The following is a 23,017-nucleotide window of genomic DNA, read 5'->3' as shown; positions in this document are numbered from 1 at the left end:
CCGCGCCCCGCCACCACCTGCCCGTCCGCCCCGTGCGCGTCGCCTCCCGCGTCGGACCGCCCGCCACGATCACGGCCGTACGCGCCCTCGCGCTGCTGCTCGCCGCCCTGGCCCTCGGCGTCACCCTATGGGACGGACTCGACGACCGGGGTACCGCGCTGGCCTTCGGGGTGCTCATCGCCGTCGGCGAGCTGGCCCGCTGGAGGGGAACCGAGGACCGGGAGTCCGCGCCGCTCGGTGCCGCCGGAGCCCTCGCGTACGCGCTGCTCGGCGAGAACGCCGGGCACCGCACCGGACACGGCGTCCTCCAGGTCGTCGCCGTGGTCGTCGCGGCGGCCCTGGTCGGCTGCGTCCCGCACGTCGCCCGGGGCGGCGGGCCCGCCCTCGACCACCTCGCCCGGCGCGTGCTGACCGTCGCCTTCGCCGCCGTCTGCTTCCAACCCCTGCACAACCAGGGCCGGTTGCTGGAGTGGGGCGGGCCCGCGGTCGCGCTGCTGCTCGTCGCGCTGCTCGTGCTCACCACGCTGTGGGACGCCGTGCTCGCGGCGGCGACGGCGCACGCGCGGACCCGCTGGCCGTTCGGGCCGCTGCTGCGCGACGAACTGCGGGCCACCCTCGGGGTCGGTTCCGCGGTGTGCGCGACCGGGGCCGTCATGTCGCTCGCGGTCGCGGTGACCGGGCTGTGGGCGCTGCCCGTCTTCTCGCTGCCGCTGCTGCTCACCCAGCTCTCCTTCCGGCGGTACGCGGCGGTGCGGCTCACCTACCGGCAGACGATCGCCTCGCTGGCCCGGGCGACCGAGGTCGCCGGGTACACCCCGGCCGGGCACGCGCGGCGGGTGGCCGCCCTCAGCCGGGCCGTCGGCCGTGAGCTGGGCCTGTCCGAACCCGACCTCACCGTCCTGGAGTACGCGGCGCTGATGCACGACATCGGACAGCTCAGCCTGGTCGACCCGGTACCGGCCGGCGCGACCGCCGGACTCCCGCCGGACGAACAGCGGCGGATCGCGCTGCTCGGGGGCGCCGTCGTCCGGCAGACCGGGGTGGACGCCGCGGTCGCCGTGGTGGTCGAGCGGCAGGCGGACCCGTACCGGGAACAGCCCGTCACCGCGCGCATCGTCCGCGCCGTGAACGCATACGAGGAGCTGGCCCGGGAAGCAGGGCCCCAGGGGCCGCTGACGGCCCTGGAGAAGCTGCGGCTGGCGACCGCCCGCGACTATCAGCCCGAGGTCGTGGAGTCGCTGGCCCGGGTCCTGTCCCGACCCGGTCTGACCCTGCCCTGGGCTGGGTAACCCATGGGTAATGAGCGGCCGTCCGACGGTACGTGGTTGGATGCGAGGAAGAGGGTGTTCGGGGGTACGGGCCTGCCCGGGCCCGCACTGTCTTCAAGGGACTCTTCAAAGGACCGGCAGGCGGGAAACGCAAGGAACTGGCAGGCGGGAATCGTGAGGATCTTCGGCAAGGGACGACACCGGCCCTCCGCCTCATGGCGGCAGGCCACCGATCGCGCGTTCACGCTCATCGGCGACGGCCGGTACGAGGACGCGGGAGCGCTGCTGACGCGGGCCGCGGACCTGGAGCCCTGGCTGTCCGAGTCCTGGTTCAACCTGGCGCTGCTGCACAAGTTCCGGCACGACTGGGAACAGGCGCGCGCGGCGGGCCTGCGGGCCGTCGCGCTGCTCGACCGGGAGGCCGGCGCACCCGACTGGTGGAACGTCGGGATCGCCGCCACCGCCCTCCAGGACTGGCCGCTGGCCCGCCGCGCCTGGCAGGCCTACGGGCTGCGGGTGCCCGGCGGCGCCGCCGTCCCGGACGAGCCGGTGGGCATGGACCTCGGCAGCGCGGCCGTGCGGCTGTCACCCGAGGGCGAGGCCGAGGTCGTGTGGGGGCGCCGGCTGGACCCGGCCCGTGTCGAGGTGCTGTCGATCCCGCTGCCCTCCTCGGGGCGCCGCTGGGGCGAGGTCGTGCTGCACGACGGCGTCCCGCACGGCGAGCGGACCACCGCCGCCGGGCACTCCTACCCGGTCTTCGACGAGATCGAGCTGTGGGCGCCGTCGCCGGTGCCCACCTGGGTCGTGCTCCTGGAGGCGGCGACCGAGGACGACCGGGACGCGCTGGAGCGGCTGGCCGCCGACGCCGGGTTCGCCGCCGAGGACTGGTCCTCGTCGGTGCGGCTGTTGTGCCGGATGTGCTCGGAGTCCCGGATGCCGTCCGACGAGGGCGACGGGGAGCACCTGGACCCGCACGACCACAGCGAGCCGGGACACCCGGGCCCGCTGGGGCACCGCACCGACGGACAGCTCTGGGTGCCCGAGCGGGAGTGCGGGCTCGCCGCGCCCGCCTCGCTGGTGCGCGGGCTGCTGGACGGCTGGGTGGCGGACAGCCCGGACTCCCGGGACTGGCGGGACCTGGAAGAGGTCTGCTGAGGTCCCCTTAGGCTGTACCCGCAGAATTTCCCGAAGGTTTGAGGAAGGCGTACGTCGTCATGGCCCAGCAGGACACCGATCAGCAGCACGCGGGCGTGCTCCCCGTGGACGACGACGGCTACGTCATCGACACCGAGGACGCCGAGGAGCGCGAGGCGGCCTACCGCGAGCGTGGCACCTCGCGGCCGATCACGGTGGTCGGCAACCCGGTGCTGCACAAGGAGTGCGAGGACGTCACGGACTTCGGCGCCGAGCTGGACGCCCTGGTCGCCGACATGTTCGCCAGCCAGCGCACCGCCGAGGGCGTGGGCCTGGCCGCCAACCAGATCGGCGTCGACCTGAAGGTCTTCGTCTACGACTGCCAGGACGACCAGGGCGTCCGGCACGTCGGCGTGGTCTGCAACCCGAGGCTCGTCGACCTGCCCGCCGAGCAGCGCCAGCTCGACGAGAGCAACGAGGGCTGCCTGTCGGTGCCGACCGCGTACGCGCCGCTGGCCCGCCCCGACTACGCCGAGGTCACCGGGCAGGACGAGAAGGGCAACCCGATCCGGGTGCGCGGTACGGGCTACTTCGCGCGCTGCCTCCAGCACGAGACGGACCACCTGTACGGCTACCTGTACATCGACCGGCTCTCCAAGCGCGAACGCAAGGACGCCCTGCGGCAGATGGCCGAGAACGAACCGCGCTACGAGATCGTCGCCAACGACTGACCGCGCCCGGCGCGGCGCGTCCCCGGCCGTCGCGTACGGCTGTGACAGAAATTGACAGGCGGGACCCCCGGCCGCTCGTGGGCCGGTCCGAACGGTGCCTGGTCGGGAGAACCTCCTGACCAGGCACCGTTCGTATGTGCGTCGCACGTTCGCTCCCTTGTGCTCTCCCGATGATCCGGATTCAGTCACGCGAGGGGGCATTCTCGGCACCTTGAGGTAGTGAATGGAGCAAATCCGTTCCCAGAACGGTCAGTTGTAGTGCTGAATGGGAAGTGCGGGGATACGCAACGGCGCACGCCCGGCACAGCGGGAGGGGCGTGGCGTCAACAGGCGGCTGAGAGGGGTTTGTTCGTGCATGCTTTCTCACACGGCTCTTCATCGACACCGACAGCGATCGCGGTCCCACCGGCGCTCTCCCTCCCGGTGATCGAGTCCGGGTTTCCCCGTCAACTGCACCCGTATTGGCCCAAACTCCAGGAGAACACCAGGACCTGGCTCCTCGAAAAGCGGCTGATGCCCGCGGACAAGGTCGAGGAATATGCCGACGGTCTGTGCTACACGGACTTGATGGCGGGCTACTACATAGGCGCGCCCGACGAGGTCATGCAGGCGATAGCCGACTACAGCGCGTGGTTCTTCGTCTGGGACGACCGGCACGACCGGGACGTCATCCACGGCCGCGCGGACGCCTGGCGGAGGCTCAGGTTCCAGCTCCACGCGGCCCTCGACGCACCCGGGGACCATCTGCACCACGAGGATCCCCTGGTCGCGGGGTTCGCCGACAGCGTGGGCCGGCTGTACTCGTTCCTCGGCCAGAACTGGAACGAGCGGTTCGCGCTCCACTTCCACGCGGTGATCGAGGCGTACGACCAGGAATTCAGGAACCGCACGTCGGGAACCATTCCCACCGTCGACGAGTATCTCGAACTGCGCCGGCTCACCTTCGCGCATTGGATATGGACCGACCTGCTCGAACCGAGCGCGGGAATCGAACTCCCCGACGCGGTGCGACTGCATCCCGCATTCCACCGGGCGGCCCTGCTCAGCCAGGAATTCGCCGCCTGGTACAACGACCTCTGTTCGCTGCCGAAGGAAATAGCGGGCGACGAGGTACACAATCTCGGCATCAGCCTCATTCACCATCAGGGGCTGACGCTCGAGGAAGCCGTCACCGAAGTCCGGCGCCGGGTCGAGGAAAGCATCAGTGAATTCCTCGTCGCCGAGAAGGACGTCTTAAGGCTCGCCGAAACCCTCGCGGACGGCACCGCGCGGGGAAAGGCGGTCAGTGCCGCGGTGACGGCGTGCGTCGGAAACATGCGGAACTGGTTCAGCTCCGTGTACTGGTTCCACCACGAGTCGGGCCGCTACCGGGTCGACAGTTGGGACGACCGCTCCACACCCCCGTACGTCAACAATGAAGCGGCAGGTGAGAAATGACCGTCGAGTCCGTACGACCCGAGGTGCCCGAGGTGCGGGAGCTGTCCGTTCCGCCCCTCGCCGGAGGCGGGGTGCCCGTGCTCGGGCACGGCTGGAAACTGGCCCGCGACCCGCTCGCCTTCCTCACCCAACTGCGCGACCACGGCGACGTCGTGCGCCTCAAGCTCGGCCCCAAGACGGTGTACGCCGTCACCACCCCGGCGCTCACCGGCGCGCTGGCGCTCAACCCGGACTACGAGATCGGCGGCCCCCTGTGGGAGTCGCTGGAAGGGCTGCTGGGCAACAAGGGCGTCGCGACGGCCAACGGGCCGATGCACCGGCGCCAGCGGCGCACCATCCAGCCCGCGTTCCGCGCCGACATCATCCCCGAGTACGGGCCGATCATGGAGGAGGAGTCCCGGGCCTTCGCGGACCGCTGGGAGGGCGGGGCGACCGTCGACTGCACCTCCGAGTCCTTCCGCGTCGCCGTCCGGATGGCCGCCCGCTGCCTGCTGCGCGGCCGCTTCATGGACGAGCGCGCCGAGCGGCTCAGCCTCGCCCTCGCGACCGTGTTCCGCGGTATGTACCAGCGCATGGTCATACCCGCGGGGCCGCTCTATCGGCTTCCGCTTCCGTCGATGCGCAAATTCGACCGCGCATTGGCCGATCTGCACGCTCTCGTGGACGAGATCATCGCCGAGCGCCGCGCATCCGGTCAAAAGCCGGACGATTTGCTGACGGCATTGCTGGAAGCGAAGAACGACGACGGCGACCCCATCGACGAACAGGAGATCCACGACCAGGTCGTCGCGATACTCACGCCCGGCAGCGAAACCATCGCGTCCACGATCATGTGGCTGCTCCAAGTCCTCACCGAACAACCGGAACAAGCGGACAAGGTGGCCGCCGAGGTCCAATCCGTCGTCGGGGACCGGCCCGTCGGATTCGACGACGTCCGGAAGCTGTCGCACACGAACAATGTCGTCATCGAGGCGATGCGTTTGCGTCCCGCCGTCTGGATATTGACGCGCCGCGCGGTGACCGAAACCGAACTGGGCGGCTATCGCATTCCGGCCGGTGCCGACATCGTCTACAGCCCGTACGCGATCCAGCGCGATCCCCGGTCGTACCAGGAACACCTGGATTTCGACCCCGACCGCTGGCTTCCGGAACGCTCCAAGGACATCCCGAAGTACGCGATGCGCCCGTTCAGCGTGGGCAACCGCAAGTGCCCCAGTGACCACTTCTCGATGGCGCAGCTCACCCTCGTCACCGCGACCGTGGCCTCCCGCTGGCGCTTCAGCCAGGTGTCCGGCTCCAACGACGCGACCCGCGTCGGCATCACCCTGCGTCCGCAGAACCTGCGGCTGAAGGCCGAGCCGCGCTAGCGGACCCGGCCGTCCGGCCCCGGCCGGACCGCACCCGCCCGCACGTCCACCTGGCGCACGTTCAGGCCGCCCGAGGGCCCCTGAACGTGCGCCGGTACGCCTGCGGGGTGGTGCCCAGACTCCGCACGAACTGGTGGCGCAGCGCGGCGGCGGTACCGAAACCCGTACGGCTCGCGATCGCGTCCATCGTCTCGTCCGAGGACTCCAGCAACCGCTGTGCCAGCAGCACCCGTTGGCCCAGGATCCAGCGGTAGGGCGTGGTCCCGGTCTCCTGCTGGAAGCGGCGCGCGAAGGTGCGCGGCGCCATGTGGGCACGGGCGGCGAGCTGTTCGACGGTCGTCTCCCGGTCGAGGTGCCGCTGCATCCACACCAGCACGTCACCGACCGTGTCGCACCGCGAGCGGGGCAGCGGGTGCTCGATGTACTGGGCCTGGCCGCCGTCCCGGTGCGGCGGGACCACCATCCGCCGGGCGATGGTGTTGGCCACCTCCGTGCCCTGCTCCTTGCGGACGATGTGCAGACAGGCGTCGATCCCGGCCGCGGTGCCGGCCGAGGTGATCACCGGGTCCGCGTCCACGTACAGCACGTCCGGCTCGACCACCGCCCGGGGATACTGCCGGGCCAGCTCGCCGGCGTGCTGCCAGTGCACCGCGCAGCGCCGGCCGTCGAGCAGCCCGGCCGCGCCGAGCGCGAAGACGCCCGAGCAGACGCTCAGCACCCGGGACCCGCGGTCCACCGCCCGGCGCAGCGCCACGAGCAGCTCGGGCGGGTAGCCGCGCACGGCGAAGGTGTTCCCGGCGGGCACGACGACGAGGTCCGCCTCGTCGAGCCGGTCGAGCCCGTACGGGGTGGAGACGGTGAAGCCGGGGACGTGGGTGCCGAGGGTGGGGCCCTCGGCGGAGACGACCGCGAACTCGTAGACGGGCAGGCCCTCGTCGCTGCGGTCGAGGCCGAACACCTCGCACACCACGCCGAGTTCGAAGGGATGCACGCCGTCGAGGAGCACGGCGGCCACGTTATTCAGCATGCCGCCCAGTGTGCACCGTCGGTGGCAGCAATTCGAGGGTGCGCGGCAGTTCTGCCACTGCCGGTAAGGAGTCACCGACGGGACACTGATGTTCATGAACGCACTCGTGGACACTTTCGTCGGCATCCTCGTCGTCCTCGCGGTCTTCGCGCTGGTGGCGCTCCCGTCCCTGGTCGGGCTCGCCCGCGAGAGGCGGGTGGACCGCCAGCTCAGGGCGGCGGCCGGTGCCCGCCAGGACACCGGCCGGCCACCGCGGCCTCAGGCCTTCCGCACCACCACCGTGACCGTCCACTCCTGAAGCCCCTTGCAGGACATCCGGGCCGGATCGCTCGGGCACATCGGCCGGGACGAGGTCAGCTCGACCGTGCCGGCCGCGACCGCCCGGTAGGCGGCGGTCGCGTCGCCCGGCTGGAGCACGATCCCGCTGTTGGCGGGCTCCAGAGCGCCGCCCGCGCTCTTCACGGGCTTCCAGGGCCGGGGTGTGGTGCCGTCCAGGGTGACGCGGACCGTGTCCCCGACCGCCAGGCAGTAGGTGTGCCCGGTGTCCGCCGCGCCCAGCTCCCCCTTCACCGGCGGGCAGTCCCGGCCGGACGACGGGGACGAGGGCTCCGAAGGGGACGGCGGGGGCGGCGAGTTCGGTGAGGTCGGCGACGCGGACCCGGGTGAGGACGGGGACGACGGCGGAGCGGATGACGGCGACACGGTGCCGCTGCCGCCCGCCTCGCTCCCGCCCCGGGTTCCGCAGCCGGCCGCGAGCAGCAGGGTCAGTGCCGTGAGGGCGATGGTCCTGGTGGGGGTCGTTCGACGCATGGGGTGGCCTCCTTGCGGGTTGGACGCGCCACCGGCGGATCAGGATCCATCCCGCACGCCGCACGCGCACCGGAACCCCGCCCGCCGCACGCGTACCGGGACCCCGCCCGCCGCACGCGTACCGGGACCCCCGGCCGCCGTGGCGGCCGGGGGTCCCGGCGATACCCGCTCAGCTCGTCGTCAGGGCGGTGTCGTCCACGACGAAGCTGGTCTGGAGGGAGGAGTCCTCGACGCCGCTGAACTTCAGCGTGACGGTGGAACCGGCGAAGGAGGACAGGTCGAAGGTCTTCTGGGCGTAGCCGGTGGCCTTGTTGAGGTTGGAGTAGGTCGCCAGCGTGGTGGAGCCGGCGGTGACGGTGAGCTTGTCGTAGGCCGTACTGGTGCTCGTCTCGGCCGTGTCGACGTGCAGGTAGAAGGTGAGCGTGGCCTTGCAGCCGGCCGGGACGGTCACCGACTGGGAGAGCGTGTCGGTGTGGGCGGAGCCGTAGCCGTCCAGCCAGGCCTTGTAGGAGCCGCCGTGCGCCGCCTCACCCGAGTCGGTCGTGATGACACCGCTCGACGCCGTCCAGCCGGTGTTGCCCGACTCGAAGCCGGGGTTCCCGAGCAGTTGCGCCGAGGTGCAGGAGCCGCCGCCGGAGGTGCTCACGGTCCAGGTGAACGAGGCCGAACCGGAGGCGCCCGTAGCGTCCTTCGCGGTGACGGTGACCGCGTAGCCGCCCGCGGTCGTCGCCGTACCGGAGATCAGTCCGGTCGAGGCGTTGATCGACAGCCCGGGGGGCAGCCCGGTCGCGCTGTAGGTGAGGGCCGCGCCCGCGCTGTCGTCGGCCGCGATCTGAAGGCTCACCGAACCGCCCGTCGCCGTCGACCGGTTGCCCGGGTTGGTGACGGTCACCGTGTTGCCCGTGCCGGTGCCCGGGGTGAAGGCGGCCGTGCCGTTCGGGGTGCCCCAGCCGGTCGGTCCGTCGTAGCCGGTGCCGGCGGTGCAGAAGTACGCCGGCGAGCAGGAGCCGTTGTTGCCGCTGGTCACGTCGTAGAGGCTCGACGTGTGGGAGTAGGGGTACTTCGCCGGGTAGTCGGCGGAGCCGGGGGTGCCGGCCAGCGCGTAGACACCGGCGATGATCGGCGCGGAGGCGCTGGTGCCGCCGTAGACCGCCCAGCCGGAGCCGCCGTAGGTGTCGTAGACGGCCACGCCGGTCGCGGGGTCGGCGACCGCGGAGACGTCGGACTCCATGCGCCGCGAGCAGCCGGTGTCGGTCTGCCAGCTCGGCTTGGGGTCGTACGCGGAGCAGCCGGAGCCGGTGCCCTCGGTGCTGTTGGTCTTCCAGACCGACTCGCTCCAGCCGCGGGCGCCGGAGGAGGCGGTCAGCGCGGTGCCGCCGACCGCGGTCACGTACTGGGAGGTCGCCGGGTACTCGGCGCCGTAGGCCTCGTCGCCGGAGGAGACGGTGATCGCGACGCCGGGGTGCTTGAAGTACGCGGTGTCCTCGCTCGTCTGCGAGGAGGCCTCGTCGCCGCCCCAGCTGTTGGAGACGAACTTGGCGCCGAGCGCGACCGCTTCGTTCTCGGCCGTTCCGAGGTCGGTGTCGTTCGCCGAGTTCGCCTCGACCAGGATGATGTCGCAGTTCGGGCAGACGGCGCTGACCATGTCGATGTCGAGCGCCTCCTCACCCGCCCAGCCGGTGTTGTTCGACGGCAGCGAGGTGGTCGAGCCGGTCTGACTGACCTGCTTGAAGCAGCCGTTGGCCTTCGTGCAGGCGGACAGGCCGAACTGCGAGCGGTAGGTGGCCAGGTCGGCGGCGGCGTTGGGGTCGTTGTACGCGTCGACGACCGCGACGGTCAGACCGGAGCCGCCGGTCGAGGGCAGGTTGTAGGCGCTGTGCAGGTTGGCCGGGCTCAGGCCGGACACCGCGGCGGTCGCGTCCGGGGAGACGGCGGCGGCGAGCTGCTGCGCGATGTCGGTCCTGCGCTGCGCGAAGCAGGACATCGTGCCGGGCCGGGCCGCTCGCGCGCACAGGTGCTTGGTCGCGACCTTCTGGCCGGCCTTGCCGGTCGCGTGGACCGTCTGCCGGGCGGGGTCGGTCAGGGCCCGGGAGTTCTGGGTGGTGCGGGAGACGTGGGGGGCCGGGGCGGGCCGCGCGTCGGCGGGCGGCGCCGCCGCGAACCCGGCGAGGCCGAGGGCGAGGGCGGGGAGCGCGGTGGTGAGGAGTCTGCGCAGGCTCCGGACGGGTCTGCCGGAGGGTATCGGGCGCTGGGAGCGCATGGGGGTGTCGCCTCCATCGGTTCATGGCCGCTGCCGGGTGGGCCCGGGTGGGGCCCCGCGCGGCGCCACAGCCGGAAGTGGGGGTTCTCGGCGCTCTGAAGGGGCGGGCCCGTGACGCGCGTAGCGCGGGCCGTGGAGAGACGGCCCGTAAAACGTCATGGGCATGCCAATTCAGTCGTCCTGTCGTGCCCCTGTGGGGAGACACGGCGGGACGGCCAGAACGTAGCCGGGCGCGACGACCTGCGAACACCCGTGCCGGCAGAACTTTGCCGCTCCATGGACGGGGATGGGACGGGGGATAACCGGCGCGGGGCAGCACGTGACGAAATTCGGGCCGACGCGTGACGAAAGCGGGGCGGCACGCGGCGAGAGCCGGGGCGGCGCATGGCGGGAGCCGGGGCGGCACATGGCGAGAGCCGGGCCGCGTGGGCGGCCCGGCTCTCATCGCTGACGGTCAGTCAACAAGGGGTAACGGTCGTTCGGTAGAAGGGGCGTTGACGACCGGTCAGAAGTCCTCGTCCAGGTCGACCGAACCCTCGACCGCCACCTGGTACGCCGACGGACGGCGCTCGAAGAAGTTCGTCAGCTCCTGGACACCCTGCAACTCCATGAAGGAGAAGGGGTTCTCCGAGCCGTACACCGGAGCGAAGCCCAGCCGCTGTAGGCGCTGGTCGGCGACGCACTCCAGGTACTGCCGCATCGAGTCGGTGTTCATGCCCGGCAGGCCCTCGCCGCACAGGTCCCGGCCGAACTGCAGCTCGGCCTCGACGGCCTCCCGCAGCATGTCGGTGACCTGCTCCTGGAGCTTGTCGTCGAAGAGGTCCGGCTCCTCCTTGCGGACGGTGTCGACCACGTCGAAGGCGAAGCTCATGTGCATCGTCTCGTCGCGGAACACCCAGTTGGTGCCGGTCGCCAGGCCGTGCAGCAGACCCCGGCTGCGGAACCAGTAGACGTACGCGAAGGCACCGTAGAAGAAGAGGCCCTCGATGCACGCGGCGAAGCAGATCAGGTTCAGCAGGAAGCGGCGCCGGTCGGCCTTGGTCTCCAGTCGGTCCAGCTTCTCGACCGAGTCCATCCACTTGAAGCAGAACTGCGCCTTCTCGCGGATGGAGGGGATGTTCTCCACCGCGTCGAAGGCCGCCGCGCGGTCGTCCGGGTCGGGCAGATACGTGTCGAGCAGCGTCAGATAGAACTGGACGTGCACGGCCTCCTCGAAGAGCTGACGGCTCAGGTAGAGCCGCGCCTCGGGGGAGTTGATGTGCTTGTACAGCGTCAGCACGAGGTTGTTCGCCACGATCGAGTCGCCCGTCGCGAAGAACGCGACCAGCCGGCCGATCATGTGCTGCTCACCCGGCGTCAGCTTCGCGAGGTCGGCGACGTCCGAGTGGAGGTCGACCTCCTCGACGGTCCAGGTGTTCTTGATCGCGTCCCGGTAGCGCTCGTAGAAGTCCGGGTAGCGCATGGGACGGAGAGTCAGTTCGAAGCCCGGGTCGAGCAGGTTTTTCTCGGACACGGCCTTCTCGGTGGTGGTGTCGGTCATTACTGGCAGGCCTCGCAGGACTCGGGGTTTTCCAGGGAGCAGGCGACGGCGTCGGGGTCGGCGGCCTGCTGGACGGGGATGGTCTTCTCGGGCTGTGCCTGCGCCTGCGCCGCGCGGGCGATCCGCGTCGCCGGACGGGACCGCAGGTAGTACGTCGTCTTCAGGCCCGACTTCCAGGCGTACGAGTACATCGAGGACAGCTTGCCGATGGTCGGCGTCTCCAGGAACAGGTTCAGCGACTGCGCCTGGTCCAGGAACGGGGTCCGCGCGGCGGCCATGTCGATCAGACCGCGCTGCGGGATCTCCCACGCCGTGCGGTACAGGTCGCGCACGTCCTGCGGCACCCAGGTGAAGCCCTGCACCGAGCCGCTGGACTCGCGCAGCGCCTCACGGGTCTGCGCGTCCCACACGCCGAGCTTCTTCAGCTCGGCCACCAGGTAGGAGTTGACCTGGAGGAACTCGCCGGAGAGCGTCTCGCGCTTGAACAGGTTCGACACCTGCGGCTCGATGCACTCGTAGACGCCCGCGATGGAGGCGATGGTGGCGGTCGGCGCGATGGCCAGGAGCAGCGAGTTGCGCATGCCGACCTCGGCGATCCGCCCGCGCAGCGCCTCCCAGCGCTCCGGCCAGTTCAGCTCGACGTCGTAGTGGTCGGGGTGCAGCACGCCCCGGGCGGTACGGGTCTTCTCCCAGGCCGGGAGCGGGCCGTTGCGCTCGGCGAGGTCCGCGGAGGCCTCGTACGCGGCGAGCATGATGCGCTCGGCGATCCGGGTGGACAGGGCGCGCGCCTGCGGCGAGTCGAAGGGCAGCCGCATCTTGAAGAAGACGTCCTGGAGGCCCATCGCGCCCAGACCGACCGGCCGCCAGCGGGAGTTGGAGCGCCCGGCCTGCTCGGTCGGGTAGAAGTTGATGTCCACCACGCGGTCGAGGAAGGTGACCGCGGTGCGGACGGTCTCGTCGAGCCGCTCCCAGTCGATGTCGTCGCCGACGACGAACGCGCCGAGGTTGACCGAGCCCAGGTTGCAGACCGCGGTCTCCCCGTCGTCCGTGACCTCCAGGATCTCGGTGCACAGGTTCGAGGAGTGGACGGTGTGGCCGGGCTCCGCCGTCTGGTTGGCGGTGCGGTTGGCGGCGTCCTTGAAGGTCATCCAGCCGTTGCCGGTCTGCGCGAGGGTGCGCATCATGCGGCCGTACAGATCGCGGGCCGGGATGGTCTTCTTGGCGAGGCCCGCTTCCTCGGCCTTGCGGTACGCGGCGTCGAACTCGTCGCCCCACAGGTCGACCAGCTCGGGCACGTCCGCCGGGGAGAACAGCGACCACACGCCGTCCTCGTTCACCCGGCGCATGAACTCGTCCGGAATCCAGTGCGCGAGGTTCAGGTTGTGCGTACGCCGGGCGTCCTCACCGGTGTTGTCGCGCAGCTCCAGAAACTCCTCGATGTCGGAGTGCCAGGTCTCCAGGTACACCGCCGCCGCGCCCTTGCGCCGGCCGCCCTGGTTCACCGCGGCGACCGAGGCGTCGAGCGTCTTGAGGAACGGGACGATGCCGTTGGAGTGGCCGTTGGTGCCGCGGATCAGCGAACCGCGCGAACGGATGCGGGAGTACGAGAGACCGATGCCGCCGGCGTGCTTCGACAGCCGGGCGACCTGGTGGTAGCGGTCGTAGATGGAGTCCAGCTCGTCCAGCGGGGAGTCGAGGAGGTAGCAGGACGACATCTGGGGGTGCCGCGTACCGGAGTTGAAGAGCGTGGGGGAGGACGGGAGGTAGTCGAGCCGGCTCATGAGCCCGTAGAGCGCGGAGACTTCGTCCACGGCGTGGACCGTGTCGTCCTCGGCGAGGCCGGAGGCGACCCGCAGCATGAAGTGCTGGGGCGTCTCGACGACCTTGCGGGTGATGGGGTGGCGCAGCAGGTAACGGCTGTGCAGCGTCCGCAGGCCGAAGTAGCCGAAGCGGTCGTCGCCGGCCGGGTCGATCAGCGCGTCGAGCCGGGCGGTGTGCAGCCGGACGAACTCGGCGGTGCGGTCGGCGATCAGGCCCTCGCGGTGGCCGACGGCGACCGACTCGGAGAAGGTCGTCACGCCCTGGGAGGCGGCCTCCGCGGCGATGCTGATGGTGAGTAGCCGGGCGGCCAGCCGGGAGTAGACGGGGTCCTCGGAGATGAGTCCGGCCGCCGCCTCCGTGGCCAGTTCGCGCAGCTCGGCCTCGTCGGCGCGGGCGGACCGGCCGCGCAGCGCCGCGGCGGCGACCCGGCCGGGGTCGGCGTCGGGGAGGTCGGCGGTGAGGTCGGTCAGGGTCCGCAGCAGCGCGGCTCCGGGGCCGTCGGTCTCCACCGGGGCCTGGTGCTCGGTCACTGAAGCCGGATCTGCTGGCGCGATGGTCACGTGGGGCTCTCCCTCGCTCGGCACGGGGCCTTTCGGGGAGCACGGGGGCACACGGAAACGCTTCTGGGCAGCCAGCGCACCGCGTCCACCGGCCCATTCCGCGAGGCCCGGACGTCGTCGGCACCCGGGCCGGGTGGCCGGGGTGCGCTGTCGGCAGGTCCTCGGACTGACACGTACGCGGGCACGCCCAATACGCGAACACGCACAAGTACACCGTTGCGGGACAGTTCCGGATTCGCACCGGATTCCCCTGCGGCGACAGCGAGCATGAGCATACATCTTGTGCCGGGCCCAGGGAGCACCCCCACATGTTGTGTCGTGTCGGTGCCGGAGAGCGCTACGGAGTGTGCCGGGGGGTCAACTCGTAGGTGAGCGGCCGGATGTGGCCCGGCCGCCGAACGGGGCCCGGACGCGGCGGGGGAGGGACTGGCCGGGGCGAGGGGGACTGGCCGGGGAGAGGGGCCGGGCGGGGAGTAGCCGGGGGCGGGGAGGGCCCCGGACGGGCACGGCGACGGGCCGCCGGTTCGCGACCGGCGGCCCGTCCTCGGCTGCCTTGCCCTGCCCCTCTCTCGGTGGGGCGATCCCCCTCCCGGTGAGACAGGGCGCCCTCCTGGTGAGGCGCCCTCCCGGTGAGGCGGGCGCCCTCTCGCAGGGGCAGGCGTTTCCCCTAGTGGCCGGCGCCCGCCGTGGCCGGCGGAAGCTCCACCTGGACGCCGGGGTCGCCCGCGTCGGCGGTGTAGTCCTCGGGCGAGGTCTCGTCGATGCCGTCGGGGGCCTTGAACGCGCGCAGGGCGAAGGTGAGGACGACGGAGACGACCACGTTCAGGACGAACGCGGTCAGGCCGATGTAGCCGATCTCGCCGATGCCCGGGATCTCCTTCGAGCTGCCGCCGAAGTGCTTCTGGGTCGGCGAGGCCACCCCGTAGGCGGCGAGCGTGCCGTAGACCATGCCGACCGCCCAGCCCGCGAGCAGCGCCCAGCGGTGGAACCAGCGGGTGAACAGGCCGCCGACCAGCGCCGGGAAGGTCTGGAGAATCCAGATGCCGCCCAGCAGCTGGAAGTTGATCGCGACCGTCTTGTCCATCGTCAGGACGAAGACCAGCGCGCCCACCTTCACCAGCAGCGAGACGATCTTGGAGACGCGGGTCTCCTGCTTCGGGGTCGCGTCCGGCTTGATGAAGTCCTTGTAGATGTTGCGGGTGAAGAGGTTCGCGGCGGCGATCGACATGATGGCCGCCGGGACGAGCGCCCCGATGCCGATGGCGGCGAAGGCCACGCCCGCGAACCAGTCCGGGAACATGTTCTCGAAGAGCTGCGGGATGGCGAGCTGCCCGTTCTGCACCTTCACGCCGGCCGCGATGGCCATGAACCCGAGCAGGGCGAGCAGGCCCAGCATCAGCGAGTAGAGGGGCAGGATCGTCGTGTTGCGGCGGATCACCTCGCGGCTGCGGCTGGACAGCGTCGCGGTGATGGAGTGCGGATACATGAACAGGGCGAGCGCCGAACCCAGCGCGAGCGTGGCGTAGGTCCACTGGCCCGCCGCGGGCGGCACGACCCCGCCGGCCCCGGCCGCCGTGTACTTGTCGCCCGCCGCCTTGAAGATCTCGTCGAAGCCGCCGAGCTTGATCGGGATGTAGATGATGGCCACCGCGATCACGATGTAGATCAGGGTGTCCTTCACGAACGCGATCAGCGCCGGGGCCCGCAGCCCCGAGGAGTAGGTGTACGCGGCCAGCACACCGAAGGCGATGAGCAGCGGCAGGTCCTTGACGAACCAGTTGGTGTTCTCGCCGCCGCCCACCCCCATCACGTCCAGGACGGCCTGGATGCCGACGAGCTGGAGCGCGATGTACGGCATGGTCGCGAGGATGCCGGTGACGGCGACCGCCAGCGACAGGCTCTTGGAGCCGAACCGGCCGCGCACGAAGTCCGAGGTCGTCACATAGCCGTGCTTGTGCGAGACCGACCAGAGGCGGGGCAGGAAGGTGAAGATCAGCGGGTACACCAGGATCGTGTACGGCACGGCGAAGAAGCCGGCCGCGCCCGCCGCGTAGATCGCCGCGGGGACGGCGACGAAGGTGTACGCCGTGTAGAGGTCGCCGCCGAGCAGGAACCAGGTGACCCAGGTCCCGAACGACCGTCCGCCCAGGCCCCATTCGTCGAGGCTGTGCTCGTTGTCGGCCCTGCGCCAGCGGGCGGCCAGGAATCCCATGACCGTGACGGCCACGAAGAAGAAGACGAAGACGCCGAGGGCGACGCCGTTCACACCGTCGTTCATGCTCCGGCACCTCCCTTGGCCTTGGCCGCGCGGGTCCGCTGGTCACGCCGCCAGAGCTGGTGCGCGGTCACCGTCAGCGCGGTGGAGAGCAGCACCCACAGCATCTGGTACCAGTAGAAGAAGGGGATGCCGATGAAGGTGGGGTCCGTCTTGGCGTAGGAGCCGACCCACAGCATCGCCACGAAGGGGGCGAGCAGGCAGAGCGCGATCACCACGCGGACCGGTGTCACCACCGGTGGTTTCACTTCGGGCAGGTCTGACATAACGGCGGCTCCGTCCCCTCGCGATCACCTGTGTAACGCGCAGGCAATCTAGGCGACGGCTCAGCTTTAGGGAACCCCTGGTCGCGGCGCCGGTGTGGAGGCTTGGTGTGCGTGCGGGCGAGGCCCTTGAGGCCGCCGCGGGGCCGCGGTCGGGGCGTACGGCGCCGGGGTGCCGGGCGGGGTGCCCGAACTCCCTCAGTCCGTCGGGCGCTTGAGACGGGCGACGAACTTGTAGCGGTCGCCGCGGTACACCGACCGCACCCACTCCACCGGTTCACCCAGCTTGTCCAGCGAGTGCCGGGAGAGCATCAGCATGGGCAGCCCCACGTCGGTGCCGAGCAGCCCGGCCTCGCGCGGGGTGGCCAGCGAGGTCTCGATGGTCTCCTCGGCCTCGGCGAGATGGACGTCGTACACCTCGGCGAGCGCGGTGTAGAGAGAGGTGTACTTGACGAGCGAGCGGCGCAGGGCAGGGAAGCGCTTGGCGGACAGGTGGGTCGTCTCGATCGCCATCGGCTCGCCGCTCGCCAGGCGCAGCCGCTCGATGCGCAGCACCCGGCCGCCGGCCGAGATGTCGAGCAGCCCGGCGAGCGCGTCGTCCGCGGTGATGTAGCCGATGTCCAGGAGCTGCGAGGTGGGTTCGAGGCCCTGCGCGCGCATGTCCTCGGTGTACGAGGTGAGTTGGAGCGCCTGGGAGACCTTGGGCTTGGCCACGAAGGTGCCCTTGCCCTGGATGCGTTCGAGGCGGCCCTCGACGACCAGTTCCTGCAGCGCCTGGCGCACGGTGGTGCGCGAGGTGTCGAACTCGGCGGCGAGCGTGCGCTCGGGCGGGACCGGTGTGCCGGGCGGCAGCGTCTCCGTCATGTCGAGCAGGTGCTTCTTGAGCCGGTAGTACTTGGGCACGCGCGCGGTACGGATGGGCGCCCCACCCTCGTTCTCCGCACTGCTGACGTCGGTGCTCATGCTCCGCCTTCCCGGCTCCGGATGCCGAAGCGACCGACGTTCCGTCGGTCACGGCTCACATCGTGGCACGGCTCGTGGTGCGAGTGTCCCCCCGCACGCTCCGTGATCCCCTCTATATACCGTTGCCGTTCCTGTTGGTCTAGTCCATCGTGCCGGTGTGGTCTAACACCCCCGCTATTTATGCCGCTTGGCTACTTAAAGGTCCTTGCATATGTAGGTCCCATAACGGACGAGAGGACGGGCTTACACACCCTTGACACCCCTCTAGGTCTAGGCCAAGCTCCCCCTACTGGTCTACACCATTGGTCCAGTCCCGGCCCCACGGGCGGTCACACGTCGTATGTCACCGCGGGGAGCAGGGGGGTTTGTGGCATCCCTGAGGAGGGTGGCGTGAAGCGCAAGCTGATAGCCGCGATCGGTATCGCGGGCATGATGTTCTCCATCGCGGCGTGCGGGGACAGTGACGACAAGTCCGGGGGGTCGGACAAGGCCGGGGACGCGAAATCCCTGACGGTCTGGCTCACGGTCGACGCGCAGAACAACTGGCCCGAGCTGGTCAAGGCGGCCGACGCGGCCGTCAAGGCGAAGCACCCCGGCATCAAGATCAACCACGAGTACTACGGCTGGCCGGACAAGAACGCCAAGCTCGACGCCGTCCTCGCCACCGACAAGGCGCCCGACGTGGTCGAGATGGGCAACACCGAGATGCTCGGCTACATGGTCAAGGGCGCCTTCGCTCCCCTGGACACGTCGAAGTTCGACAACGCGGACGCCTGGCTGGACGGCCTCAAGGCCTCCGTGACCTACGACGGCAAGACCTACGGCGTGCCGTACTACGCCGGTGGCCGCGTCGGCAACTGGCGCAAGGACATCGCCGCCTCGGTCGGCGTGAAGACCCCGCCGAAGACCTACGCCGAACTCACCTCCGACCTGGACAAGATCCAGAAGAAGGAGGGCTCCAAGTTCAGCGCCTGGTACCAGCCCACCCGTGACTGGTACGCGGCCATGTCCTTCGTCTACGACGCCGGCGGCTCCATCGCGAAGGAGGAGGGCGGCCAGTGGAAGGCCAACCTCTCCTCGCCCGAGTCGATCAAGGGCCTCACCGAGTTCAAGAACGTCGTCGACAAGTACATGCACGGCGACAAGACCAAGGACGAGTCCGACCGTTACATCGTCTACGGCCAGGGCAAGTCCGGCATGATCTTCGGTGCCGCCTGGGAGGGCGCGACCGCCGAGGACCCGAAGAGCGACAAGACCGGCAAGCTCAAGGGCAACCTCGAGAACTTCGTGATGCCCGGCCCGTCCGGCAAGAACCTCCCCGTCTTCCTGGGCGGCTCCGACCTCGCCGTCCCGGTGAAGTCGAAGGCGCAGGGCGTGGCCGCCGAGTGGATCAACGCGTTCACCGGACCCAAGGGCCAGAAGGGCCTGATGGGCAAGGGCAACCTGCCGAACAACAAGACGGACCTCGCCACCCTGAAGAACGACCCGGCGACGGCCGTCCCGGCCACCGCGGCCGAGTCCAACTGGTTCGTCCCGATGGCGCCGGGCTGGGGCCAGGTCGAGAAGGCCCAGGTCCTCCAGACCATGCTGCAGAGCATCGGCACCGGCAAGAAGTCGGTCGAGGACGCCGCGAAGGACGCGGACGCCAAGATCGACAAGGTCATCAACACCAAGTGACCTGAGAGCAGGGCCCCGTCGGTCCTCCGTCACGGAGGGGCGGGGCCCTGCCTGCCGTACGGCCAGGCCCGCGGGCACGTCCCGCCCGGCCGTGCGGGCCTTCGCTTCCGTACGACCTGAGGGACCGCTGAGGAGCGCGCGATGAGTGCCGCAGACACCACCACCCCCGCCAAGGTGCCGCCGCCGCGGCTGGCGCCACCGCCACCGGCCGCCCCCAGGACTCCGCGCAAGCGACGGACCTCGGGCTCCGCGGCCACCCCCTGGGCGCTGCTCGCCCCCTGTCTGCTGATCCTCGCGCTGGTCCTCGGCTACCCGCTGGTCCGCCTGGTCACGCTCTCCTTCCAGAAGTTCGGGCAGTCCCAGCTCTGGGGCTTCCAGCCGGCCGAGTCCGTCGGCTTCGACAACTTCACCAACGTGCTCGGGGACGGCGAGTTCTGGGCCGTCGTGGTCCGCACGATCGTCTTCGCGGCCGGCTCCGTCATCTTCACGATGGTCGTCGGCATGCTGATCGCGCTGCTCCTCCAGCGGGTCTCCGGCTGGGTCAAGACCCTCATCAACATCGTGCTGGTGGCCAGTTGGGGCATGCCCATCATCGTCGCCACCACCGTCTTCAAGTGGCTCTTCGACTCCGACTACGGCATCTTCAACGCGCTGCTCAGCAAGCTGCCGGGCGTCGACATGGTCGGCCACAACTGGTTCGCCAGCGGCCCCCAGGGCCTGGCCGTGATCATGCTCCTGGTCGTCTGGGGCGCCGTGCCGTTCGTCGTCATCACCCTCAGCGCCGGACTCACCCAGGTCCCCGCCGAGCTGGAGGAGGCCGCACGGCTCGACGGCGCCGGCTCCTGGGGCGTCTTCCGCTACGTCACGCTGCCGATCCTCAAGCCGATCATCGTGATGCTCACGACCCTCTCGGTCATCTGGGACATGGGTGTCTTCCCGCAGGTCTTCGTGATGCGCGGCGGCCACCCCGAGGACGAGTTCCAGCTCCTCACCACGTACTCCTACGACCGCGCCTTCGTCGTCAACGACTACGCGCAGGGCTCCGCGATCGCCCTGCTGACCGTGCTGCTCATGCTGGGCGTGGTCGCCGTGTACATGCGCCAGATGCTGAAGATCGGAGAGGTCGAATGAGCGCCGTCGCCACGCCCGGGCGGGCGTCCGCCGCGGGGCGGAAGTCCTCCGGACCCCGCAAGTCCAAGCTCGGCTGGAACGTGGTCGGCCTGCTCGTCTTCCTCACCGCGGGCTTCCCGGTCTACTGGATGTTCAACACGGCCTTCAAGCCGGCCAAGGACGCCATCGACCCCGACCCCAGCCTGTTCCCCACCGGCCTCACGCTCGACAACTTCCGCCGCGCGCTGGACATTGCCGACTTCTGGGGCCCGGTCGGCCGCAGCCTCGTCGTGTCCGTCTCGGTGGTCGTCATCGGCATCATCGTCGGCATGCTGGCCGCGCTGGCCATCTCCCGCTTCGCCTTCCGCGGCCGCAAGATCGTCATCGTGGGCATCCTCGCGGTCCAGATGATCCCGCTGGTCGCCATGATCATCCCGGTCTTCCTGCTGCTGAACGACCTGGACCAGTACGACAAGCTCACCGGCCTGATCGTCACCTACCTGACCTTCATCCTCCCCTTCACGGTGTGGACGCTGCGTGGCTTCATCGTCAACATCCCCAAGGAGCTGGAGGAGGCCGCCATGGTCGACGGGTGCAGCCGCACCGGCGCCTTCATCCGCGTGGTCTTCCCGCTGCTGGCCCCGGGCATGGTGGCCACCTCCGTCTACGCGTTCATCCAGGCCTGGAACGAATACCTCTACGCCCTGATGCTGATGAGCCAGAAGAACCAGACCGCGACCGTCTGGCTCGGTAACTTCACCACCAAGCACGGCACCGAGTACGCCCCGATGATGGCCGGTTCCACGATGATGGCCGTGCCGATCGTCGTCCTGTTCCTCCTCGTCCAGCGGAAGATGGCCGCGGGTCTGACCGCGGGCGCCGTGAAGGGATAACGCCACCCGTGACGACATTCGCCAGCGGTACAGACACCCTGACGCGCGACGCCCTCACCGTCCTCCAGCCCGGTTTCACCGGAACCACGGCTCCGGACTGGCTGCTCCGCCGCCTCGGTGAGGGCCTCGCCTCCGTCGGCCTGTTCGGCCGCAACATCGCCACCCCCGAGCAACTGGCCGCCCTGACCGCCCAGTTGCGCGCCGAACGCGACGACGTCCTGGTCGCCATCGACGAGGAGGGCGGCGACGTCACCCGCCTGGAGGTGCGCACCGGCTCCTCCTTCCCCGGCAACCACGCGCTGGGCGCCGTCGACGACGTGGCCCTCACCGAGGCCGTCGCCCTCGAACTCGGCCGCAGGCTGGCCGCGTGCGGGGTGAACCTCAACTGGGCGCCGTCCGCCGACGTGAACTCCAACCCCTCCAACCCGGTCATCGGCGTGCGGTCCTTCGGCGCCGACACCGGCCTGGTGGCCCGGCACACCGCCGCCTACGTCACCGGCCTCCAGGCCGCCGGCGTCGCCGCCTGCACCAAGCACTTCCCCGGCCACGGCGACACCGCGGTCGACTCCCACCACGCGCTGCCCCGCATCGACGCCGACCTCGCGGTCCTCCAGTCCCGCGAACTCGCCCCCTTCCGGGCCGCGATCGCCGCGGGCAGCCGGGCCGTGATGAGCGCGCACATCCTCGTCCCGGCCCTCGACCCCGAGCGCCCGGCCACCCTCTCCCGCCGCATCCTCACCGGGCTGCTGCGCGAGGAACTCGGCTACCAGGGCCTCATCGTCACCGACGGCATGGAGATGCAGGCCATCGCCGCGACCTACGGGATCGAGCGGGGCAGTGTGCTCGCCATCGCGGCCGGCGCCGACGCCATCTGCGTCGGCGGCGGACTCGCGGACGACGACACCGTGCGCCGGCTGCGGGACGCCCTCGTCTCCGCCGTCCGCTCCGGCGACCTCGCCGAGGAACGGCTCGCGGACGCGGCCGACCGGGTGCGGGCCCTCGCCGAGTGGACCGCCGCTGCCGCCGCCGTCTCCCGGCCCGCCTCGAATGGCTCAAACGGTTCGAACGCCTCGAACGGTGCGGGAGCGCCGGCCGTCACGCTCCGTACGGGCTCCGGGCACGCCCCGGCCGGCTCCGACGGCGCGGCGGACACCGGGCTGGACCTCGGCCGGGACGTCGGTCTGGTCGCCGCCCGGCGCGCGCTCACCGTGACCCGCTCCGGGGCCCTCACCCCGTTCACCGAGGCCCCCTACGTCGCCGCGCTCACCCCGGTCGCGAACATCGCGGTCGGTGACGAGACCCCCTGGGGCGTGGCCGCCGAACTGGCCCGGCTGCTCCCCGGCACCGAGACCGGCAGCTTCACCGGCGAGGACGCGGGCACCGCCGCCCTCGCCGCCGCCGGCAAGCGCCCGGTCGTCGCCGTGGTCCGGGACGAACACCGCCACCCCTGGATGGCGGACGCCCTCGACACCCTCCTCGCCGCGCGCCCGGACACCGTTGTCGTCGAGATGGGCGTCCCCCAGTCGGCCCCCCGGGGCGCCCTGCACATCGCCACCCACGGCGCCGCCCGGGTCTGCGGCCAGGCGGCGGCCGAGATCATCGCGGGGGAGCAGGGGGAGCAGGGGGAGCAGGGGGAGCAGGGGGAGCAGGGGGAGTAGGGAACCAGCCCGAGGGGGCAGCCGCGCGCGCAGTCGCGGACACCCCCTCGGGCCCGGACATGCCGGTGCCCGGCCTCCCCTGGGGAGACCGGGCACCGGCATGACGTGCGGCGGAGCGGCAGGCTCTAGGGCGTGTCCGCAATGTCGGTGGGTCGTTGGTCCGTTCGTGGTGCGTCGTCATGAAGTGACTGATCAGGCTTGGGCGGTGATCGGGCCGTTGCTG

18 protein-coding genes and 1 riboswitch are annotated in these 23,017 nt (G+C 70.6%); of the genes, 10 read left to right on the top strand and 8 right to left on the bottom strand.

Going from position 1 to position 23,017, the window contains the following annotated elements:
• Nucleotides 1–68 precede the first annotated feature (68 nt).
• The 5 genes from AB0912_RS05150 (at nucleotide 69) to AB0912_RS05130 (ending at nucleotide 5,937) form a co-directional block, all read left to right on the top strand.
• The gene (locus tag AB0912_RS05150; RefSeq protein ID WP_366696813.1) at nucleotides 69–1,289 is read left to right on the top strand and encodes an HD domain-containing protein; all 1,221 of its coding nucleotides are present in this window, start codon (nucleotides 69–71) and stop codon (nucleotides 1,287–1,289) included.
• 153 nt (nucleotides 1,290–1,442) lie between these two features.
• A complete protein-coding gene (locus AB0912_RS05145; protein WP_366696569.1) occupies nucleotides 1,443–2,423 on the top strand; it encodes a hypothetical protein in 981 nt (326 codons plus the stop codon).
• 59 nt (nucleotides 2,424–2,482) lie between these two features.
• Nucleotides 2,483–3,133: a peptide deformylase gene (gene def, locus AB0912_RS05140; protein ID WP_366696568.1), complete on the top strand. Its 651-nt coding sequence runs from the start codon at nucleotides 2,483–2,485 to the stop codon at nucleotides 3,131–3,133.
• A 351-nt stretch (nucleotides 3,134–3,484) separates the two neighbouring features.
• Nucleotides 3,485–4,570, top strand: coding sequence for an epi-isozizaene synthase (cyc1, locus tag AB0912_RS05135; RefSeq protein WP_366696567.1), 1,086 nt, complete (start codon nucleotides 3,485–3,487; stop codon nucleotides 4,568–4,570).
• A complete protein-coding gene (locus AB0912_RS05130; protein ID WP_366696566.1) occupies nucleotides 4,567–5,937 on the top strand; it encodes a cytochrome P450 in 1,371 nt (456 codons plus the stop codon). Before cyc1 ends, AB0912_RS05130 begins: the two co-directional genes overlap by 4 nt.
• 61 nt (nucleotides 5,938–5,998) lie before the next feature.
• On the opposite strand, the gene AB0912_RS05125 is transcribed toward AB0912_RS05130, so the two are convergent.
• On the bottom strand, nucleotides 5,999–6,964 hold the full coding sequence (locus tag AB0912_RS05125; protein WP_366696565.1) for a helix-turn-helix domain-containing protein: 966 nt from the start codon (nucleotides 6,962–6,964) through the stop codon (nucleotides 5,999–6,001).
• 94 nt (nucleotides 6,965–7,058) lie between these two features.
• Between AB0912_RS05125 and AB0912_RS05120 the strand changes: the two genes are divergently transcribed.
• Nucleotides 7,059–7,262 (top strand): hypothetical protein, encoded by a 204-nt coding sequence (locus tag AB0912_RS05120; RefSeq protein WP_366696564.1) that lies wholly within the window; start codon nucleotides 7,059–7,061, stop codon nucleotides 7,260–7,262.
• Here AB0912_RS05120 and AB0912_RS05115 read toward each other — a convergent pair.
• The 7 genes from AB0912_RS05115 to AB0912_RS05085 all read right to left on the bottom strand — a co-directional run bounded on the left by AB0912_RS05115 (nucleotide 7,223) and on the right by AB0912_RS05085 (nucleotide 17,456).
• Nucleotides 7,223–7,774 carry a hypothetical protein gene (locus AB0912_RS05115; RefSeq protein WP_366696563.1) on the bottom strand — a complete coding sequence of 184 codons (552 nt, stop codon included), beginning with the start codon at nucleotides 7,772–7,774 and terminating at the stop codon, nucleotides 7,223–7,225. The genes AB0912_RS05120 and AB0912_RS05115 overlap by 40 nt on opposite strands.
• Nucleotides 7,775–7,943: 169 nt before the next feature.
• Nucleotides 7,944–10,034, bottom strand: coding sequence for a putative Ig domain-containing protein (locus AB0912_RS05110; protein ID WP_366696562.1), 2,091 nt, complete (start codon nucleotides 10,032–10,034; stop codon nucleotides 7,944–7,946).
• A gap of 505 nt (nucleotides 10,035–10,539) precedes the next feature.
• Nucleotides 10,540–11,574: a ribonucleotide-diphosphate reductase subunit beta gene (locus AB0912_RS05105; protein ID WP_366696561.1), complete on the bottom strand. Its 1,035-nt coding sequence runs from the start codon at nucleotides 11,572–11,574 to the stop codon at nucleotides 10,540–10,542.
• Nucleotides 11,574–13,955 (bottom strand): ribonucleoside-diphosphate reductase subunit alpha, encoded by a 2,382-nt coding sequence (locus AB0912_RS05100; RefSeq protein ID WP_366696560.1) that lies wholly within the window; start codon nucleotides 13,953–13,955, stop codon nucleotides 11,574–11,576. The genes AB0912_RS05105 and AB0912_RS05100 overlap by 1 nt, the downstream gene beginning before the upstream one ends.
• 134 nt (nucleotides 13,956–14,089) lie before the next feature.
• A riboswitch (cobalamin riboswitch) is annotated at nucleotides 14,090–14,276 on the bottom strand.
• A 346-nt stretch (nucleotides 14,277–14,622) separates the two neighbouring features.
• Complete coding sequence (gene mctP / locus AB0912_RS05095) at nucleotides 14,623–16,233, bottom strand: monocarboxylate uptake permease MctP (protein WP_366696559.1); 1,611 nt, start codon at nucleotides 16,231–16,233, stop codon at nucleotides 14,623–14,625.
• Entirely contained in the window at nucleotides 16,230–16,496 is a 267-nt protein-coding gene (locus AB0912_RS05090; RefSeq protein ID WP_366696558.1) for a DUF3311 domain-containing protein, read from the bottom strand. Before AB0912_RS05090 ends, mctP begins: the two co-directional genes overlap by 4 nt.
• Nucleotides 16,497–16,691: 195 nt before the next feature.
• Nucleotides 16,692–17,456 (bottom strand): GntR family transcriptional regulator, encoded by a 765-nt coding sequence (locus AB0912_RS05085; RefSeq protein WP_081219342.1) that lies wholly within the window; start codon nucleotides 17,454–17,456, stop codon nucleotides 16,692–16,694.
• 390 nt (nucleotides 17,457–17,846) lie between these two features.
• Between AB0912_RS05085 and AB0912_RS05080 the strand changes: the two genes are divergently transcribed.
• The 4 genes from AB0912_RS05080 to AB0912_RS05065 all read left to right on the top strand — a co-directional run bounded on the left by AB0912_RS05080 (nucleotide 17,847) and on the right by AB0912_RS05065 (nucleotide 22,794).
• Complete coding sequence (locus AB0912_RS05080) at nucleotides 17,847–19,133, top strand: extracellular solute-binding protein (protein ID WP_366696557.1); 1,287 nt, start codon at nucleotides 17,847–17,849, stop codon at nucleotides 19,131–19,133.
• A 141-nt stretch (nucleotides 19,134–19,274) separates the two neighbouring features.
• Nucleotides 19,275–20,264 (top strand): sugar ABC transporter permease, encoded by a 990-nt coding sequence (locus AB0912_RS05075; protein WP_366696556.1) that lies wholly within the window; start codon nucleotides 19,275–19,277, stop codon nucleotides 20,262–20,264.
• Nucleotides 20,261–21,136, top strand: coding sequence for a carbohydrate ABC transporter permease (locus AB0912_RS05070; protein ID WP_366696555.1), 876 nt, complete (start codon nucleotides 20,261–20,263; stop codon nucleotides 21,134–21,136). The genes AB0912_RS05075 and AB0912_RS05070 overlap by 4 nt, the downstream gene beginning before the upstream one ends.
• Before the next feature lie 8 nt (nucleotides 21,137–21,144).
• A complete protein-coding gene (locus tag AB0912_RS05065; RefSeq protein ID WP_366696554.1) occupies nucleotides 21,145–22,794 on the top strand; it encodes a glycoside hydrolase family 3 N-terminal domain-containing protein in 1,650 nt (549 codons plus the stop codon).
• Nucleotides 22,795–23,017 lie beyond the last annotated feature (223 nt).

The organism is Streptomyces sp. NPDC007084 (assembly GCF_040703595.1).
GTDB lineage: Bacteria > Actinomycetota > Actinomycetes > Streptomycetales > Streptomycetaceae > Streptomyces.
Note: the sequence above shows the minus strand (reverse complement) of the source record. Positions and strands in the feature narration are given on the sequence as shown.